Origin of the sequence: Cryobacterium sp. TMT4-10 (genome assembly GCF_004403275.1) — a bacterium.
Classification (GTDB): Bacteria; Actinomycetota; Actinomycetes; order Actinomycetales; family Microbacteriaceae; genus Cryobacterium; species Cryobacterium shii.
In genome coordinates this window covers 148,731-165,317 of sequence record NZ_SOGU01000012.1, presented here as the reverse complement: position 1 = coordinate 165,317, position 16,587 = coordinate 148,731, and the positions used below count along the sequence as shown (strand labels likewise).

Genomic DNA, 16,587 nt, shown 5'->3' with positions numbered 1-16,587 from the left:
CACGAAGAGCGGATGATCGCGGCCGGACGGCGACGATGACCGGCGGTCACGTCGCCGCCCGAGCGGCGCCCCGGGTAACCCCCGGCGTTACTTCAGGATGCGGATGAGCTTCTTGTTGGCGAACTCCGCGATGCCGAAGCGGCCCAGTTCCCGTCCGAAGCCGGACCGCTTCACTCCGCCGAAGGGAAGTTCCGGACCGTCGAGGAGCGAGCCGTTGATGAAGACCATCCCGGCGTCGATCTGATCGGCGATGCGCAGGGCCTGCTCCGGATCCGTCGTGAAGAGGTAGGACCCCAGGCCGTAGGGGATGTCGTTGGCCACCTGCACGGCCTCGGCCTCGTCCTGCACGCGGTAGACGGCCGCGACCGGGCCGAAGAACTCTTCCCGGTAGGCGTCGCTCTGCGGGGAGACTCCGGTGAGTACCGTGGGCGAGAAGAAGGCGCCGTCGCGGCGCCCGCGGGCGTGAACGGTGGCGCCCTGGGTCTCGGCGCGCTGGAGCTGCTCCTCGAGGCCCTCGGCGGCACCGAGGGACGAGAGCGGGCCCAGCGTCGTGTCCGGAGACAGGGGGTCTGCAGGGATCTTGCCGGTCATCTTCGCCGTGAAGCTCTCCACGAAGGCGTCGTACAGGCCGTCGATCACGATGAACCGCTTGGCCGCGTTGCAGGACTGGCCGGAGTTGTCCATGCGAGCCTCGACGGCGGCGTCGACGGCTTCCTCGAGGTCGTCCGTGCTGAGCAGAATGAACGGGTCGGATCCGCCGAGTTCGAGCACGACCTTCTTGAGGTTGCGGCCTGCGACCTCGGCGACGGCGGCTCCCGCCCCCTCAGAACCGGTCAGGGACACGCCGCAGACGCGGGGATCCGGGATGATGATGTCGGCGATCTGGGCGCTGGACGCGTAGAGGTTGCGGTACGCGCCCTCCGGGAAGCCGGCATCCGTGAATATCTGCTCGATGGCGGCGGCCGATTCGGGGCACTGCGAGGCGTGCTTGAGCAGGATCGTGTTGCCGAGCACCAGGTTCGGGCCGGCGAAGCGGGCGACCTGGTAGTAGGGGAAGTTCCACGGCATGATCCCGAGGAGCACGCCGAGGGAGGCGTTGCGGATGAAGGCGGAGCCTTCCCCGCCGAGGAGCTCGATCGGTTCGTCGGCGAGGAACGCCTCGCCGTGGGTCGCGTAGTAGGAGTAGATGTCGGCGGAGAAGTCGACCTCGCCGAGCGCCTGCTCGACGGGCTTGCCCATCTCGCGCACGATGAGTTCGGCGAGGTGCTCGCGGCGCTCGGTGTGCAAGTCGGCGACGCGCTGCATCAGGGCGGCACGCTCGGCCACCGACGTGCGGCGGGAGAAGTCGCTGTGGGCACGGTCCGCGGTGCCGACGGCGTCGGTCACCTCCGTGTCCGTTGCCAGGGCAAAGCTGGTTCCGCTGGCCCCGGTGGCGGGGTTCGTGACTACGTATTTGTTCATGTTTTCTCCACAGGTTTCTTCGCTGACGCCGATTGAGAATGGGCCCGTTGCTGCCGGAGCAGGCCGGGTTCGTGTCGTTACAGTCTGCCGCAATCAGAGCTTTTAGGGAGCATTTGCGCCGACCGATCTCGGGCCCGCCGGCTCTCACACCCGGCCCCGGCGCTCAACGGAGGTTGTAGTACTCCCGGTGCACGTTCGCCGCCCTGACGCCTGACCGCTGCAGGCCCTTCTGGAAGGCGTTCACCATCACCTCGGGCCCGCAGATGAACGCTGACAGTTCCCGGGGCGGGCACTCGGCCGCCCCGAGGACGCCCGCCAGGCTCAGCCGCGGCTCGGTTGAGGTGTCGATCAGGTGCAGGTGGATGGAATCGTGGCGGGCCGCCAGCTCGCGGATCTCCGCGCCGTACGGTGCGGGCCCTCGGGAACTGAAGTAGAGGTCGACGCGGGTGGGCAGAGTGCCGGGTGTGGCGTCCCGGAGCCAGCTGAGGATCGGCGCGACGCCGATGCCGCCGGCGATCCACACCTGCCGCTCGGTGCCCCGACGGTAGTCGAAGTGACCGTGCGGGCTGTTGATCACCGCCGGCATGCCCGGGGCGACCAGGTTCGCGATGTCGGAGGTGAAGTCCCCGAGCGCCCCGACCGCGACCCGCACGTTGGCGTCCGCGGGTGCGCTGGCGATGCTGAACGGATGCCGGTGCCAGCCGTCCCTGGCCTCGAGGTGCAGGATGGCGAACTGGCCGGCCCGGTACTCGAAGCGTCGGCCCAGCGGCTTCAGCGCAATCTCGACCAGCTTGTCGGAGATCGGCTGCACGGACTCCACCTGGTAGTCGTAGGTGCGGGCGAAGCGACGGGCGAGCAGTTCCCGGTAGAGGTAGAAGGCCAGCCCCGTGCCGCCGATGACGAGGTAGGTCCACCGGAGCACGGCCGAGCCGAACATGCTTCCGTCGAGCAGGCCGTGCACGAAGCCGAAGGCGACGAACACCCCGGTGAAGCGGTGGACGAAGCGCCAGAGGGCGTAACTGCGGAACGGGATGCCGGCCAGGCGCACCACTCTCGAGCCCGTCACTCTGGGGAGACTCCCCAGCACCTGCAGCCGCAGCCGTTTCGGCACGAACGAGAGCCAGCGCGGCGCGATCGCCCAGACGGTGAGCAGGGCGAGGCCGATGAGCCCGATCTGGCCGAGCTTCGGGCCGATGTCCGTTGCCTGCACGTCCGCGGTCACCAGGGCGTGCAGGGAGATCGCGACCATCCCGGCGATGTTGACCCTGCGGTGCCACAGCGCGGCGTGGTCGATCCCGTTGAACCATTGCTCGACCGAGCGGAGGGTGCTGATCAGAACCAGGCCGATGGAGAGCAGGAGCACGCCCTCGGCGCCGAGGAATTCCCCGAGAAGCTGGGGAAGACCTTCGCCGGCCGGCCGGAACACGACCCACAGCACGGCGAGGGCGCCCACGAGCGCGGCGATGCTGAGCGGCCCGATCAGCTTGGCGTCGAGCCAGGCCCTGCGATAGTGCGGTCTCTGCGGGGCAAGCTCGGTATCCGGGGTCATCGGCATACGTTACCCCGGAGCAGAGCACTTCTCCCCCGATTTCCGTTCAGCCGTCGGGTTCGACGACCCGGTCGCGGTCCCACGGCGTCGCCCAGCGGAGCTCTTCGAACATGCGCGAGAGGACGATGGCGGTGAACCCCCAAACCAGTTTGCCGTCGACGGTGAACGCCGGGGCGCGGTAGCTGCGGTTGCCGTAGGTGTGCGTCGTGCTCACCCGGTTGGCCGGGTCGAGCAGGTCCGCCACGGGCATCCGGAACACGTCGACGGTTTCGTCGTGGTCGATCGCGGCCACCTGGGACGGGCGCGTCCACCACGCCGGCACGGGCGTGACGAGATGGTTGCTCACGGGCACCGCCAGCGCCGGAAGGGTGCCGAGCGGTTCGAGCCCGTGCGGGTCGAGTCCCGTCTCCTCGACGGCCTCCCGCAGCGCCGCCGCGATCGGGCCGGCGTCGGCGGCCTCGAGTCGGCCGCCCGGGAAGGCGATCTGCCCCGGGTGACTCCCGAGGGTGGCCGCCCGCCGCAGCAGGAGCACATCCAGATCTCGTCCGACGTGCCCGTTCCCCTGCCCCGGCGTCCGCGCCGGCCCACTGGCGGGCGCACTCGCGGGCGCGGAGTCGAGAACACCGAACAGCACGAGCACGGCGGCGTGGCGGGCGCGGGACGAGTCCGGCAGCACCCGCGACAGGTCGGTGCGCCAGTCGAGACCGCGCTCGCAGAGCGCCGCCAGCTCGGCACTGGGGTGGTCGGCACTGGGGTGCTCGGCACTGGGGTGGTCGGCGCGCGGGTGGTCAGGCACGTCGGGTGGTCAGGCACGTCGGGTGGTCAGGCACGTCGGGTGGTCAGGCACGTCGGGCATGCTACCAGCCATCCTGCAGCACCTCGTCGAGCCGGTCCACGAAGAAGTCGGCGCTCTCCCGGCTCAGGCACAGGGGCGGTTTGATCTTGAGCACGTTCTGCCGCTCCGAGGTGGGCTGCACGATCACGCCGAGCTCCAGCATCCGTTCGCAGATCGCTGTCGTCTCACTGGTCGCCGGTTCCAGGGAGTCCCGATCGCGCACGAGCTCCACTCCCAGATACAGGCCCATGCCGTGCACCATCCCGATCAGAGGATGCCGCTCCGCGAGGAGCGCGAGCCGGCCCGCCAGGTGCCGGCCGACGGCATCCGCATTCTCCTGCAGGGATTCGTCCCGGATGACGTCGAGCACGGCCAGGCCCGCGACGCAGCTGACCGGGCTGCCGCCGGCCGAGGAAAAGAAGTTGCCCTCGCGGGCCAGGGATTCGGCGATGTCGCGGCGGGTGAGCACCGCGCCGAGCGGATAGCCGTTGCCCATGGCCTTGGCCACGGTGATGATGTCCGGGACGACGCCCTGCTGCGCCGAGCCCCAGAAGTGGCTGCCGAGGCGGCCGTAGCCGACCTGCACCTCGTCGGCGATGCACAGCCCGCCGTGGGCACGGATCTGTTCGTAGACGAGGCCGAGGTAGCCCTCCGGGGGCACGACGCCGCCGGCGTTGCCCAGCACGGGCTCGGAGATGAAGGCGGCCAGGTCGCCTCCGGGGCCGTCCGGGTCGGCCAGGAGGTGCGCCAGATCGGCCGCGTAGTCCGCCGCCGCCGCGGCGCCTCGGTGCCGACCCCGATAGGAGTTCGGTGCATCGATGATGTGCACCCAGTCGGGCCGCGAGGCCACGGCGTGCGGGTTGTCGAAGGCGGAGGTCGACACGGCGTCGGACGCCATCGTCCAGCCGTGGTAGCCCTCCCGGAGGGCGACGACGCCGCCCCGGCCGGTGTGGATCCGGGCCAGGCGCAGGGCCAGGTCTACGGCCTCGCTCCCGCTGTTGACCAGCAGCACGGTGTCGAGGCCGGGGTCGGGCGATTTGGCCACGATCCGCTCGCAGAGGTCGGCCAGCGCCGAGTAGAGGAACCGGGAATTCGTGTTCAGCAGCCGCAGCTGGTCGCCCACGGCCCGGCTGAACCGGGGGTGGCTGTGTCCGATCACGGCGACGTTGTTGACCATGTCGACGTAGGAGCGGCCCCGGGTGTCGATGAGCAGTTCGCGCCACCCCCGTTCGATCTGCGGCGGCTGCTCGTAGTACTTCTCCTGCGCGGCGGCCATGACGGCGGCGCGCCGGGCCAGCTCCCCCGCGGGGTCGACGACGGATGCCTGCGGCGCCATCCCGAGCCACCGCGCCGGGTCCGGGGCGAGTCGGGCCCAGGCGGCGGCGCGGGAGGGCTGCGCGAAGTGCGGGGCCGGCAGGCCCGGGCGGGTGAGCTCCTGCACGGTCACCCGGCCGGCCGGGCTCGAAACGCCCAGGGTCTCCCCCGCGGCGACCGCTGCCCCGGGTGTGAGACCCGACGTGACGCCGCCGATGCGCAGCTCGATCCCGGCCAGGGCCAGGACCAGGCTGTCCCCGTCACCCTCCTCTGTGACCTCGACGGCGGTGACCACGGCGTCCGCGGGCGCGATGAGCTCCGATCCGGCGGGCAGGAAGACCTCGGTGAACAGGGCGAACGTGTGCGGTTCCCGCCGCGACAGCGACTGGGTCCGGGTGAGCCGGAACTGGCCGTAGGGGGCGACGGCGACGCGGCGACGGGTGAGGGCTGCGCGCGCGAGCTGCCCCTCGGCATCCGTTTGCTGCCAGAGGCCGTCGGCCAGGGCCGGGCTGGTCACCGTGAAGTCGAGCAGTTCGCAGTCGCCACCGGCGAGCGCGGGGATCAGCGGCACGATCCTGTCGGGGGCGATCGTTTCGGGCTCGGCACCGGCCCGGGACGGCCGGCCCAGCGCCTGCCGGATGGCCGCCTCCGCCTCCTCCCAGCCGATCGCGCTGGCCGCGGCGAACACGTGCCATTCCGCGTCCATCCGGTGGCGGGCGTAGTCGTTGTCCTCGTCGATGCGCACCTGCTGCTCGCCGCTGGCCACCAGCACCGCCCCGCGGAGCACGATCAGCGGCCAGAGCGCTACGATCTCGTCGTCGGTCAGGGGAACCACCTCGTCGAAGGCGACGATCGCCTCGAGGGCCGCGAACGGATTGTCCGGAACGTGGTGCAGCACGGATGCGGTGGTGACCGCGAGCTCCGCGACCAGCCACCCGGTTCCGAGGTCGCCGAAGTCGATGACCCCCTCGGGCAGGTGGTGGCCGTTCGGCAGCACCCGGCAGATCACGTTGTCATCGGTGATGTCCCCGTGGATGGTCTGCAGCCGGAGGCCGGACACCACGCCCGCGAGGCGCGCGGCAGCGCTGTCGGCGATGGCGCTCAGCCGCGCCCGGGTCTCCTCCTCGGGCACCCAGTGCACCAGCAGGTCGATCACGGCTTTCGCGTTGCGCAGGTCCCACTGCAACGTGCGGTCGAGCCCGTCCGCCGCGAAGTCCCGCAGGTGCATTGCCGTCGTGCCCGAGAGCCGGCCCAGCGCCCTGACCACCGGCGGGGCCAGATAGCCCTGCGCCTCGAGCGAGGGCCCTTCGATGAACGTCAGCAGCCGCACGGGGAGGGTGGCCTCCGCGGCCGGCCAGTGCTGACGGATGCTGCCGTTCAGTCCGTGCACCGGCCGCGGCACCCGCATCCCGCGTGCGGACAGGTACTCCATCACCGCGTCCTGCGCGGCCAGCTCCGTGGCGGAGAAGGCGGGGTTGTCGACCTTGAGCACGTACCGCTGGGCGCCTGGAGCCGCGTCATGGCGCGTGATCAGGAAGTTGCGGTCCTGCTGGCTGCCGAGTTCGCGGGCCGTGCCCAGGACCCCGAAAAGCGACGCCGCCATGGACTCGGCGTCCGTCGTGGTGATGTCCGGGCGGACGAGTCCCTCGCCACTGAAGAAATCAAAATCGGACACGTCGACGCTCCTCGCAGTTCGCGCACTGAATCCCGGCCGCCTGCCTGCACGACCACGGAATGCGGATTCCGTACTTTTTGGACTTGTTTTGGTTGTTTACGTCCGTTATTTTGGGTGACAATGACGGATAGCCTAATATAGCTTCAGAGAATGAAAATTCTTCTAGTTGGAGCCGGCGGCGTCGGCGACGCTTTCGCCAAGATCATCGCTCGCCGTTCCTTCTATGAACTGATCGTGGTCAGCGACTACGACCTCCGCCGCGCGGAGCGCACCGTCGCTTCGATCTCAGCCAAGCACGGAGAAGACGTCTCCGCCCGGTTCAAGGCCGTGCAGATCGACGCATCAGACCCCGAGCGGGTGGCAGCAGTTGCCCTCGAGCACGGGGCCACCCATGTGATGAATGCCGTCGAACCGAAGTTCGTTTCCAGCATATTCGCGGGATCCCTCGCTGCCGGTGCCGACTACGTCGACATGGCGATGAGCATGTCAAAGCCGCATCCCACCGACCCGCTCGCCCAGACCGGGGTCAAACTCGGCGACGAGCAGTTCGCGCAGGCCGCCGATTGGGAGAACACCGGACGCCTGGCCCTGGTCGGGATGGGCGTGGAGCCGGGGCTCTCTGACGTGTTCGCGCGGTACGCTTCCGACCACCTGTTCAGCGAGATCGACGAACTCGGCACCCGTGATGGCGCGAACCTGATCGTCCGGGACGAGAACGGCAATGAGATCTTCGCACCGTCGTTCAGCATCTGGACCACAATCGAAGAGTGCCTCAACCCTCCGGTGATCTTCGAAAGGGACCGCGGCTGGTTCACGACGGCCCCGTTCAGCGAGCCCGAGATGTTCGACTTCCCCGAGGGGATCGGCCCGGTCGAGTGCGTGAACGTTGAGCACAAAGAGGTGCTCCTAATGCCGCGCTGGCTAGAAGCGAAGCGGGTCACCTTCAAATACGGGCTCGTTGAGGAATTCATCGGCGTTCTGAAGACCCTGCACCTGCTCGGCCTCGACAGCGTCGAACCGGTGCGAGTGCGAGCCGCGGCCGGTTCCGCGATGGTTGCTCCCCGCGACGTCGTCGCGGCCTGCCTGCCTGACCCGGCGTCAATCGGACCCCGAATGACGGGAAAGACCTGCGCCGGCGTATGGGTCACCGGCTTGGGGCTGGACGGTGCCCCCCGAGAGGTCTACCTGTACCACGTCAGCGACTACGAGTGGACGATGAAGGAATACGACGCCCAGTGCGTGGTGTGGCAGACCGCACTCAATCCGGTGATTGCGTTGGAATTGCTCGCCGGAGGCGAGTGGGGCGGCGTCGGAGTACTGGGCCCGGAAGCCTTTGATGCAAAGCCTTTCCTCGAGTTGATGCAGGCACCCGAGCCCGCCGGCTACGGCCAGTCGTGGGGTTTCCAGGACCGCTTGCGCGGCTGAATGCGAGGAATCAGACCAGAGGACGGTCGGTCGACTCGCGGGCACGCAGGACGTTCTTGACGGACGGCGGGCCGCTCCGCGAGTCACCATCGAGCCGGCTGAGCAGGAAATTGACCGCCGCTGTGGCCGTTTCCTCCGGGCTCAGGTCTACGGAGGTGATCGCCGGAGTGCTACTGCGGGTCTGCTCGGAATCAGACCCGGCAACGATCATCACGTCTCCGGGGATGGTGATGCCCGATTCCCGGAGACGTGCCTGCAGTCCGGAGGCATGCCGCCCCGTCAAACAGTAGATTCCGTCGGGTACCGGCTCCCCCGACTGCAGCATCGCCTCGGCGACGATTCGACCACCGCTCTCCCCGGAACGCTCGTCCTCCCGGTAGACGATCGCCTTCTGGCCCCGTCCGGCGCACCAGGAGCGATAGGCAATCTCGCTGTCCGCATTCCAGGCATTGGCATCCGTACCGGCGACGAGTGCGACACGCCGCGCGCCGCGGTCGAGCAGGTGGGCGAAGACCTCCGCCGCATCGGCCACGGTGCCCGTTCCGATCCAGTCAGTAAAGTCAGGCCGTTCCACGTCTCGGCCCACCGACACCAGAGGGATGCCGTTGCGCTTCAGCAATCCGATCACGGGATCGTTGCCGACCGGATCGGAAATGATGAAGCCGTCCACGGCGAGCGCGATCCCCGGCACGCTTCCGGTTGTCGGGTCACGCACCAGCATCAACCCGAACCCGCGGTCAAGCGCGGCCACGGCGGCGGCCCCGGCGAACCGCACGAAGTAGTCCACACCGACCGGCAGGTAGGAATCCAGGGTGTCGAGAGGGCGGATCACCAGCCCGAGAATGCCGAGACGATTGCTGCGGAGCCCCCGCGCGATCGCATCCGCGCTGTAGCCGAGGCTCGAGGCGGCATCGAGGACTCTCTGCCGCGTGGCCTCCGCCACCACACCCTTGCCGTTCAGGGCATGAGAAACAGTTGTGATCGAAACCCCGGCATTGCGCGCGACATCGTGAATGGTGACTCGCCGACCTGAAGTGCTCACGAGGAGCACTCTACTCCGTCAAATCAATTCACAAATCGTTTTGCATATTTCTCGACCAAAACGTTTTGTTCCGCTAGGTTCCTAAACACTGCACGGTCCGCCATCTCCCTCTCCAAGAAAATTAGGGGCTCCATATGAAGAAGAAAGCAGTCACCGCTCTGGCGGTACTCACCCTGGCTCTGACCGGCTGCGCCGGTGCGCCCCAAAGTTCCGAGGGCCCGAGCCTCGCCACCGACGATCTCCTGGTCACCACGCCAGAGGCCGCTGGCGAGCTCGACCTCGCCACCTGGAACCTACCCTTCGGCGAGCCTGCATCGCTCGACCCGATCAAGGCCTTCAACTACCCCGAGAACACTGTCGTCGCAAACCTCTGCGAAGGTCTGATGCAGCTGCAGCCCGACTACAGCATCACACCCAACCTGGCCGAGAAGGTGGAAAGCCCCGTCGCGTCGACGTACATCTACACCGTGCGTCAGGGTGTCACCTTCTGGGACGGCCAGCCGATGACCACCGAGGACGTTCTCTTCAGCCTGGGTCGTCAGCTCGACCCGAACGAGGGCAGCTACTGGGCCGGGGGCATTGTCGACAACATCGCTTCCATCAACCAGACCGGTGATTGGGAGGTCACCGTCAAGCTCAAGGCACCGGATGCGACCTTCAACTCCTACATGGTCACCCCCGTGGGCACTGTGGTGGAAAAGGCACACCGCGAAGCCGCCGGCGAAGGCTACGGAACCCCCGCCGGCCTGGTCATGTGCACGGGCCCCTTCTCCGTCGGCGCTTGGAACGAGGGCCAGTCCATCTCCCTCCAGCGCAATGACAGCTATTGGAACGAGGACAGGGCAGCCAAGACCGCGCAGGTCGACATCAATTTCATCGTCGACTCCGCAGCCATCGCCAGCGCCCTGTCCACCGGTGCCATCGACGGCTCCTACGACGTGCCGTTGGGTGCGCTGAGCACCCTTCAGGACTCCACCGAGGGCACTCTCAACCTCGGACGTTCGCTGCAGCTGGTCGCCATCATCGGCACCGGCAAGGGCGCGTTCGCTGACCCTGCCGTGCGCAAGGCCCTCATGATGGCCACCGATCGGGAAGCCATCGCATCTACGGTGTTTGAGGGAACGGCCCAGGCCTCCCGATCGCTGATCCCCGACAACGGCTGGGCTTACGGCACGACAAAGTTCGAATCCGGCCGGGCCAAGCTCGCGCCGACCGGCGTCGACATCGACGGAGCTAAGGAAGCGCTCAAGGCTGCCACGGTCGACCTGACTCAGCCGATCAAGATCGTTTACCCCTCCGAGCGCACGTACTACGCCGACATCATCTCGGAGATCGCCAACGGCGCTGCTGCCATCGGGCTGACGGTGGAGCCGGAAGGAATCCCGAGCGCCCAGTTCGGTGCGTTCTTCTCAGACCCGAAGGCACGCGAGGGCCACGACGCGTTTGTGACCAACAACTACATGGACGTGCCGGACCCGCTCGCCTTCCTCCGGACCATTATGGGCACCGGCGGATCTCAGAACTACAACGAGTACAGCAACCCGGAGGTCGACGACCTGCTCGCCGAGGCCGCCGCCACGACCGACGAAGACAAGCGCGCTGCGCTCGTGAATCAGATCCAGGACATCGCCATGACAGACCTGCCCTGGATCCCGATCGCCGACCCCTCGGTGCGACTGTTCCTCAACAAGCGGGTTACGGGCGTCCCGGCATCCTTCGTCTACCTCTACTACCCCTGGGCCGCTGACCTCGGGGCCGCGGCCAAGTAGTTGATCGGGATCGAGAAGGGGTTATCTCAGTGATGTTCATGACGCGAAGGCTGCTCGCTCTGGCCGGGGTGCTCGTTGTGTCGAGCTTCCTGGTGTTCGCCGCCATGTACGCGGCACCCGGCAGCCCGGAGAACTTCCTGGTTCAGGGGCGCACCGTTTCGCCGGACGTGTTGGCCGCGATCCGCGAACAGTACTCACTGGATGACCCCTTCTTCGTCCGCTTCTGGAACTGGCTCACCAACGTTCTACAGGGCGACTTCGGGCAGTCCCTTGCCAACCGTCAAGAAGTGGGCGATCTGCTCGCCAACCGCCTGCCCACCACGCTGATGCTCGTGCTGCTCGCAGCCATCGTGATCGTGGTGCTAGGTGTCGGACTCGGCATCGGGGCCGGCGTCCGCGATGGAATCGTCGACAAGGTCGTGCTCCTGGGTTCCAACCTGGGATTCGCTGTTCCGACCTTCTTCGCGGCTCTGCTCCTGATGAGCATCTTCAGCGTCGGCCTGGGCTGGTTCCCCGTCTTCGGTTCCGGGACGGGCCTTCTCGATCGCATCTGGCACCTCACGCTCCCGGCGCTCGCCCTTGCCCTGCCGTCCGCTGCCGTGGTCGCCCGCATCACCCGCACCGCCATTCGGGAGGAGCGAGACTCCGAGCATTCCGTCATGGCGAGTGCCCGCGGAGTTCCTGCCATGCTCGTCCTGCGCCGCCACGTCATACGCAATTCCATGCTCCCGGTGAGCACCATTGTCGGCGTTCACATCGCAGGGCTGATCGCCGGATCCTTCGTCGTGGAATACGCCTTCACCCTCGACGGGCTCGGCACTCTGCTGGTGGGAGCGGTTCAGCGAAAAGACTTCGCAGTCGTGCAGGCAATCGCGATCATCCTGGTCGCGGCATTCGGCATCATCAACCTGCTCGTCGACGTGCTGTACGCAGCCATCGACCCGCGGGTAGGAACGAGGCGCAGCAAGTGAGCAGGTTCTTTCAACGAATGGGCCCCCTCGGCTCCATCGCCGTCGGCTTCGTCGCCCTGGTTGTGCTCGGCGCCCTGCTGGCACCGATCATCGCCCCTTACGACCCGACCATCGGCTCCGTCACCCAGCGCTACCAAGGCCCCAGCATGGCCCACCTGCTCGGCACGGACCAGGCAGGTAGAGACATCTTCTCCCGGCTGCTCTGGGGAGCGCGCTCCAGCCTGACCGGCCCATTGATCGTGGTCGTCATCACGGCGGTCTTCGGCACGACGCTGGCACTGACCAGCGTCTGGTGGGGTGGAATCGTGGACTCGTTCATGAGTCGGGTGCTCGACCTTCTGTTCGCATTCCCCAACCTCCTGCTCGCGATGCTCGCCATCGCCGTCTTCGGACCCAGCCTCACCACAGCCGCGCTCGCTCTGTCGATCGCGTACATCCCGTACACGGCCCGAGTCATCCGCAGCACGGCCATGCGCGAACGTAACCTGCCCTACACACGATCGCCACAGCTGCAGGGTATCTCCGGTGTCACCATCACGGCCCGGCACCTGCTGCCCAACGTGGCTCCACTCATCGTGACCGGGGCGACGATCAACTTTGGCTTCGCGATGATCGAACTCGCCGCCCTGTCCTTCCTGGGTCTTGGTGTGCAGCCACCCCAGGCCGACTGGGGCCTCATGGTCTCCAACGGGCAGCAATCCCTGCTCAAGGGATACCCGGCCGAGAGTGTCCTTGCCGGGTTGTGCATCGTGCTGACCGTGGCCGCCCTCGGCTACATCGGCGAACGACTGGGCGGCCGCGCGGCCGCCGGAAGGAAGGCCTGATGCTGGACATTCGTGGTCTCAACCTAGCCATCGCCGGTGAGCACTCGTCGCGCCAGATCCTCAATAACGTGTCGATCACCGTCGATTCCGGCGAGGCCGTCGGGTTGGTCGGCGAATCGGGCAGTGGAAAGTCGATGACCCTGCGGTCGATTCTCCGCACTGAACCAAGAAATGCTAGGGTCACCGGCAGCATCACCCTCGACGGGATCGACGTGCTCGCGCTGCGGGGTGAGCCGCTACGCCTGATGCGCGCAAGGGACGTCTCGATGATCGCCCAAAACCCGCACGCGGTGCTCAACCCAGTGCTTCCCATCCGGCAGTACCTCGTCGAGGGCATGCACGATGCCCAGGGGCTCTCCGTTCGATCAGCCCGGCTCCGCGCCGGCGAGCTCCTCGAGCAGGTCGGCATCGACCACGTGGACCGCGTCCTCGGTTCGTACCCACACCAGCTCTCAGGGGGAATGCTCCAGCGGGTCGTGATCGCGGGGGCGATCGCCGGGAGACCGCGACTCATGCTCGCGGACGAGCCGACGACTGCCCTTGACGTCACCACCCAGGCGGAGGTAATGGCGATCCTTGACGATTGCAGGCGTGAACTCGGCATGGCCATGCTGTTCGTCACCCATGATCTCGACCTTGCCGCCGCGGTCTGCGACCGGATCAACGTCATGAAGGACGGCGTCGTAGTGGAGACCGGCGCGCCGGAACAGCTCCGCGACGATCCGCAGCATCATTACACACGGGAGTTGATGGACTCCCGCCCGGCCGGCGTGATCTGGACCCGCACAGCAGGAGGCGCCGAATGACCACGCCCGCGATTACCGTCGAGTCGCTCACCAAGACGTTTCACACCGGTCACTCCAGCGGGGCAGTGACGGCGCTCGATGCGGTCACGCTGACGGTCGAGTCCGGGTCTTGTCTGGCCGTGGTCGGCGAGTCAGGGTCAGGCAAGACCACGCTGGCACGCATCATCGTCGGGCTGGAGACCTCAGACTCGGGCACCGTCAGGGTTGCGGGCCACCCGGTCGCAGCAAAGGCGAACCGGCGCGAATTGCGCCGCCGGGCGCGTCAGATCCAGATGGTTTTCCAGGACCCGCAGAGTTCACTCAACCGCCGCCTGCCGGTGCAGACCGCCGTAGACGAGGTCCTGCGCGCCCACACCTCCCTCGATCGTGCGGCCAGACGGGCGCGCTGCATCGAGTTGTTCGCACAGGTGGGCTTGGAACCGCACCAGCTGGGAGCGCTTCCGGGCGAGCTCTCCGGCGGCCAAAGGCAGCGCGTGGCCATTGCCCGCGCCCTCGCCGCTGATCCTGCCGTCATCGTGTTGGACGAGTCTGTGGCGGCGCTCGATGTCACCGTCCAGGCACAAATCCTTGCCCTCCTGACCGAGCTGCGCCAGTCCAGGGGGCTGACCTATCTCTTCATCACACACGATTTGTCGGTCGTACAGATGATCGCCGATCAGGTCGTCGTGATGCGCCGCGGAAGCATTGTGGAGCGCGGCTCCACCGCCGAAGTATTGACCAACCCGCAGCATCCGTACACTCAACTGCTTCTCGAGTGTGCACCTCGCCCCGGCTGGAAACCCCAGCGCGGCGTTATCCGTGCCCTTCGGGAGGAAATCACCTCATGATCACTGACCCTCCGATCACAATCCAAGTCGACTCAACGGATCCCTTCGGGCGCGGTCTGCAACGCGGCCGCGCGATCCGCGATGTGCTGGCCGAGAGCCTCTCCATCTACCTCGCTCTCTTCGCCACTGCCGGCATCAGCCCGGAGACGGTGCAGTTGAACGCGGAACTCGCGCTGCGGGCCACCAGGGAATGGTGCATGGACCTGGCCTCGGAGATGGAGGGAACCGCCGAGGGTTCCGGACTCGCCGTCTGGCAGGTGGCTGCCCTAAACGCACGCACCGAAATCCTCTCTGGAGGCCTCGGTGCGAAGCCGGGTGAATGCTCGACAATCGTGAACGCGCGGAACAATCCCATCGGCGCCCAAACGTGGGACTGGCATGACGAGTTGTCGGACCACTGGCACCTGCAGGAGGTACGCGGGAACGCCCGCGACTTCGTCGGCCTGACCGAGTACGGCATCATCAGCAAAATCGGCATCAACGATGCCGGCGTCGGCATTCTGCTCAATATCCTGGGCCACCGGGCCGACCGGGCCGACGGGGTTCCCGTGCACCTGGTCGGAGCCCGGGTGCTGGCTCAGGCGTCAACCCTTGCAGAGGCGGTCGACATTCTGCTCAGCGCACCCGTCAGCACATCCAGCGCCATTACCGTCGTGAGTCCGGAAGGCGCCGTGATCGTTGAGTTGAGCCCGGTGGGTGCTGCGGTTGTCCAGCCGCAGAACGACGTGCTGCTCCACACGAACCATTTCCTCGATGACCGGCTGGCCCAGGGCGAAAAGCCGGGCCTGTACGACCCGGACTCTCAGTTGCGCCTCGCAACGCTGACAGACCGGGTACGTCTTTCGCCGCTTCCGCCTGATGCGTCAGGCCTCTTGCCGTTCCTCGTATCCCAACCCGGTGACCCGGCCCAGCTCTGCTGCGTTCCCGCGGATGGTGCCGTTCTAGGCGACCGCTGGGCAACCTTGGCAACGATAACCCTGGACTCCGCCGCGCGAGGGATGACGGTGTCGGCGGGCTCTCCTGCGGACACAATCGACACCGAGACGGTGCGATTGGTAGCTGAACACCGAACCGGCGGTGTGGGGCGCTGATCCTGGAGGTGACATCATCAGGAGAGACAGCGTCGTCGCCACCTTCCGAGGAACGCGAGCAAACACTCGGGGATTCCCAGGGAATCAACAACGACCGAAAGCCGCCGCAGTGTCCTACCCCGCAGAGCTTGCCGACATCCGTCTCATCGTCTCGGACATGGACGGCACCCTGCTCGACGACGACGGCCACGTGCCGGACGCGTTCTGGCCTCTCCTCGATGACCTCCTGCGGGCCGGAATCGTCTTCGTTCCCGCCAGCGGCCGGCAGTACCAGACCCTCCACGGCATGTTCGGCGAGCGCGACGGACTGATCTACATCGCGGAAAACGGCACCAGCGTGATGCAGGGCGGCTCCAGCCTGCACCGCGAACCCGTCGAGGACGCGGCCATCGCCCCGCTCGTGGAGTGGGTGCGCACCACCGTGGCCGACGGAGCCGACCTGGGCATCGTCGTCTGCGGCGCCCGGACCGCCTACATCGAGCGCACCGATGCGGCCTTCGTCGACCACGTCCGCCGCTATTACGCCGCCGTCGAGATCGTTGCGGACGTGCACGCCGCCTGCCTCGATGACGATGTGCTGAAGCTGGCAATCTACGACGCAGGCCGGGCCGAGACGCGCAGCGGCCCGGCCATCCGGGGCCTGGGGCTGCCGGCCGATGTCGTGGTCTCGGGCCCGAACTGGGTCGATGTGATGCACCGGGGCGCGAACAAGGGCCGGGCGCTGGTGCGGCTGCAGCGACATCTGGGGGTCAGCCGGGAGCAGACGATGGCATTCGGCGACTACCTCAACGACGCCGAGATGCTCGACGCCGCCGGGCACTCCTACGCGATGGCCAACGCGCACGCAAGCATCCGTGCGCGTGCCCGCCACACCGCGGCGTCGAACGCGGAGGCGGGCGTGGTCAGCAGCATCCGTGAGGCCCTGCCGAACCTGAAGCCGGTGCTTGTCCCCTAGCGCTTGTCTCCTGGCGCGGGCAGCCATATGATATATCATTAGT

13 protein-coding genes are annotated in these 16,587 nt (G+C 67.3%); 8 read left to right on the top strand and 5 right to left on the bottom strand.

Going from position 1 to position 16,587, the window contains the following annotated elements; all coding sequences use genetic code 11:
* Nucleotides 1–87: 87 nt before the first annotated feature.
* The 4 genes from E3T42_RS01380 to E3T42_RS01365 form a co-directional block, all read right to left on the bottom strand.
* On the bottom strand, nt 88–1,461 hold the full coding sequence (locus E3T42_RS01380; protein WP_134368016.1) for an NAD-dependent succinate-semialdehyde dehydrogenase: 1,374 nt from the start codon (nt 1,459–1,461) through the stop codon (nt 88–90).
* Between the two features lie 163 nt (nt 1,462–1,624).
* Nucleotides 1,625–3,010 (bottom strand): hypothetical protein, encoded by a 1,386-nt coding sequence (locus E3T42_RS01375; RefSeq protein ID WP_160141111.1) that lies wholly within the window; start codon nt 3,008–3,010, stop codon nt 1,625–1,627.
* 46 nt (nt 3,011–3,056) lie between these two features.
* Nucleotides 3,057–3,737, bottom strand: coding sequence for a CoA pyrophosphatase (locus E3T42_RS01370; RefSeq protein WP_134368098.1), 681 nt, complete (start codon nt 3,735–3,737; stop codon nt 3,057–3,059).
* 130 nt (nt 3,738–3,867) lie between these two features.
* Nucleotides 3,868–6,834 carry an aminotransferase gene (locus E3T42_RS01365; protein WP_134368018.1) on the bottom strand — a complete coding sequence of 989 codons (2,967 nt, stop codon included), beginning with the start codon at nt 6,832–6,834 and terminating at the stop codon, nt 3,868–3,870.
* Between the two features lie 150 nt (nt 6,835–6,984).
* On the opposite strand from E3T42_RS01365, the gene E3T42_RS01360 reads away from it, so the two are divergent.
* Entirely contained in the window at nt 6,985–8,259 is a 1,275-nt protein-coding gene (locus tag E3T42_RS01360) for a saccharopine dehydrogenase family protein (protein ID WP_134402334.1), read from the top strand.
* A 10-nt stretch (nt 8,260–8,269) separates the two neighbouring features.
* Here the strand turns inward: E3T42_RS01360 and E3T42_RS01355 are convergent, their stop codons facing one another.
* Nucleotides 8,270–9,301 carry a LacI family DNA-binding transcriptional regulator gene (locus tag E3T42_RS01355; protein ID WP_134402333.1) on the bottom strand — a complete coding sequence of 344 codons (1,032 nt, stop codon included), beginning with the start codon at nt 9,299–9,301 and terminating at the stop codon, nt 8,270–8,272.
* 134 nt (nt 9,302–9,435) lie between these two features.
* Between E3T42_RS01355 and E3T42_RS01350 the strand changes: the two genes are divergently transcribed.
* The 7 genes from E3T42_RS01350 (at nt 9,436) to E3T42_RS01320 (ending at nt 16,544) form a co-directional block, all read left to right on the top strand.
* Nucleotides 9,436–11,070 (top strand): ABC transporter substrate-binding protein, encoded by a 1,635-nt coding sequence (locus E3T42_RS01350; protein ID WP_134402332.1) that lies wholly within the window; start codon nt 9,436–9,438, stop codon nt 11,068–11,070.
* A 38-nt stretch (nt 11,071–11,108) separates the two neighbouring features.
* Nucleotides 11,109–12,041 carry an ABC transporter permease gene (locus E3T42_RS01345; protein ID WP_241975751.1) on the top strand — a complete coding sequence of 311 codons (933 nt, stop codon included), beginning with the start codon at nt 11,109–11,111 and terminating at the stop codon, nt 12,039–12,041.
* Nucleotides 12,038–12,865 (top strand): ABC transporter permease, encoded by an 828-nt coding sequence (locus E3T42_RS01340; RefSeq protein ID WP_134402331.1) that lies wholly within the window; start codon nt 12,038–12,040, stop codon nt 12,863–12,865. The genes E3T42_RS01345 and E3T42_RS01340 overlap by 4 nt, the downstream gene beginning before the upstream one ends.
* Nucleotides 12,865–13,671 carry an ABC transporter ATP-binding protein gene (locus E3T42_RS01335; RefSeq protein ID WP_134402330.1) on the top strand — a complete coding sequence of 269 codons (807 nt, stop codon included), beginning with the start codon at nt 12,865–12,867 and terminating at the stop codon, nt 13,669–13,671. The genes E3T42_RS01340 and E3T42_RS01335 overlap by 1 nt, the downstream gene beginning before the upstream one ends.
* Nucleotides 13,668–14,498, top strand: coding sequence for an ABC transporter ATP-binding protein (locus E3T42_RS01330; protein WP_134368025.1), 831 nt, complete (start codon nt 13,668–13,670; stop codon nt 14,496–14,498). The genes E3T42_RS01335 and E3T42_RS01330 overlap by 4 nt, the downstream gene beginning before the upstream one ends.
* Nucleotides 14,426–15,589 carry a C45 family peptidase gene (locus tag E3T42_RS01325; protein WP_134368026.1) on the top strand — a complete coding sequence of 388 codons (1,164 nt, stop codon included), beginning with the start codon at nt 14,426–14,428 and terminating at the stop codon, nt 15,587–15,589. The genes E3T42_RS01330 and E3T42_RS01325 overlap by 73 nt, the downstream gene beginning before the upstream one ends.
* Nucleotides 15,590–15,698: 109 nt before the next feature.
* Entirely contained in the window at nt 15,699–16,544 is an 846-nt protein-coding gene (locus E3T42_RS01320) for a Cof-type HAD-IIB family hydrolase (protein ID WP_241975750.1), read from the top strand.
* Nucleotides 16,545–16,587: the final 43 nt, after the last annotated feature.

What these genes read in the sequence shown, in the direction of transcription:
- E3T42_RS01380 (WP_134368016.1), bottom strand. Translation starts at nt 1,461, where the DNA reads ATGAACAAATACGTAGTCACGAACCCCGCCACCGGGGCCAGCGGAACC.
- E3T42_RS01375 (WP_160141111.1), bottom strand. Translation starts at nt 3,010, where the DNA reads ATGACCCCGGATACCGAGCTTGCCCCGCAGAGACCGCACTATCGCAGG.
- E3T42_RS01360 (WP_134402334.1), top strand. Translation starts at nt 6,985, where the DNA reads ATGAAAATTCTTCTAGTTGGAGCCGGCGGCGTCGGCGACGCTTTCGCC.
- E3T42_RS01350 (WP_134402332.1), top strand. Translation starts at nt 9,436, where the DNA reads ATGAAGAAGAAAGCAGTCACCGCTCTGGCGGTACTCACCCTGGCTCTG.
- E3T42_RS01345 (WP_241975751.1), top strand. Translation starts at nt 11,109, where the DNA reads ATGACGCGAAGGCTGCTCGCTCTGGCCGGGGTGCTCGTTGTGTCGAGC.
- E3T42_RS01335 (WP_134402330.1), top strand. Translation starts at nt 12,865, where the DNA reads ATGCTGGACATTCGTGGTCTCAACCTAGCCATCGCCGGTGAGCACTCG.
- E3T42_RS01330 (WP_134368025.1), top strand. Translation starts at nt 13,668, where the DNA reads ATGACCACGCCCGCGATTACCGTCGAGTCGCTCACCAAGACGTTTCAC.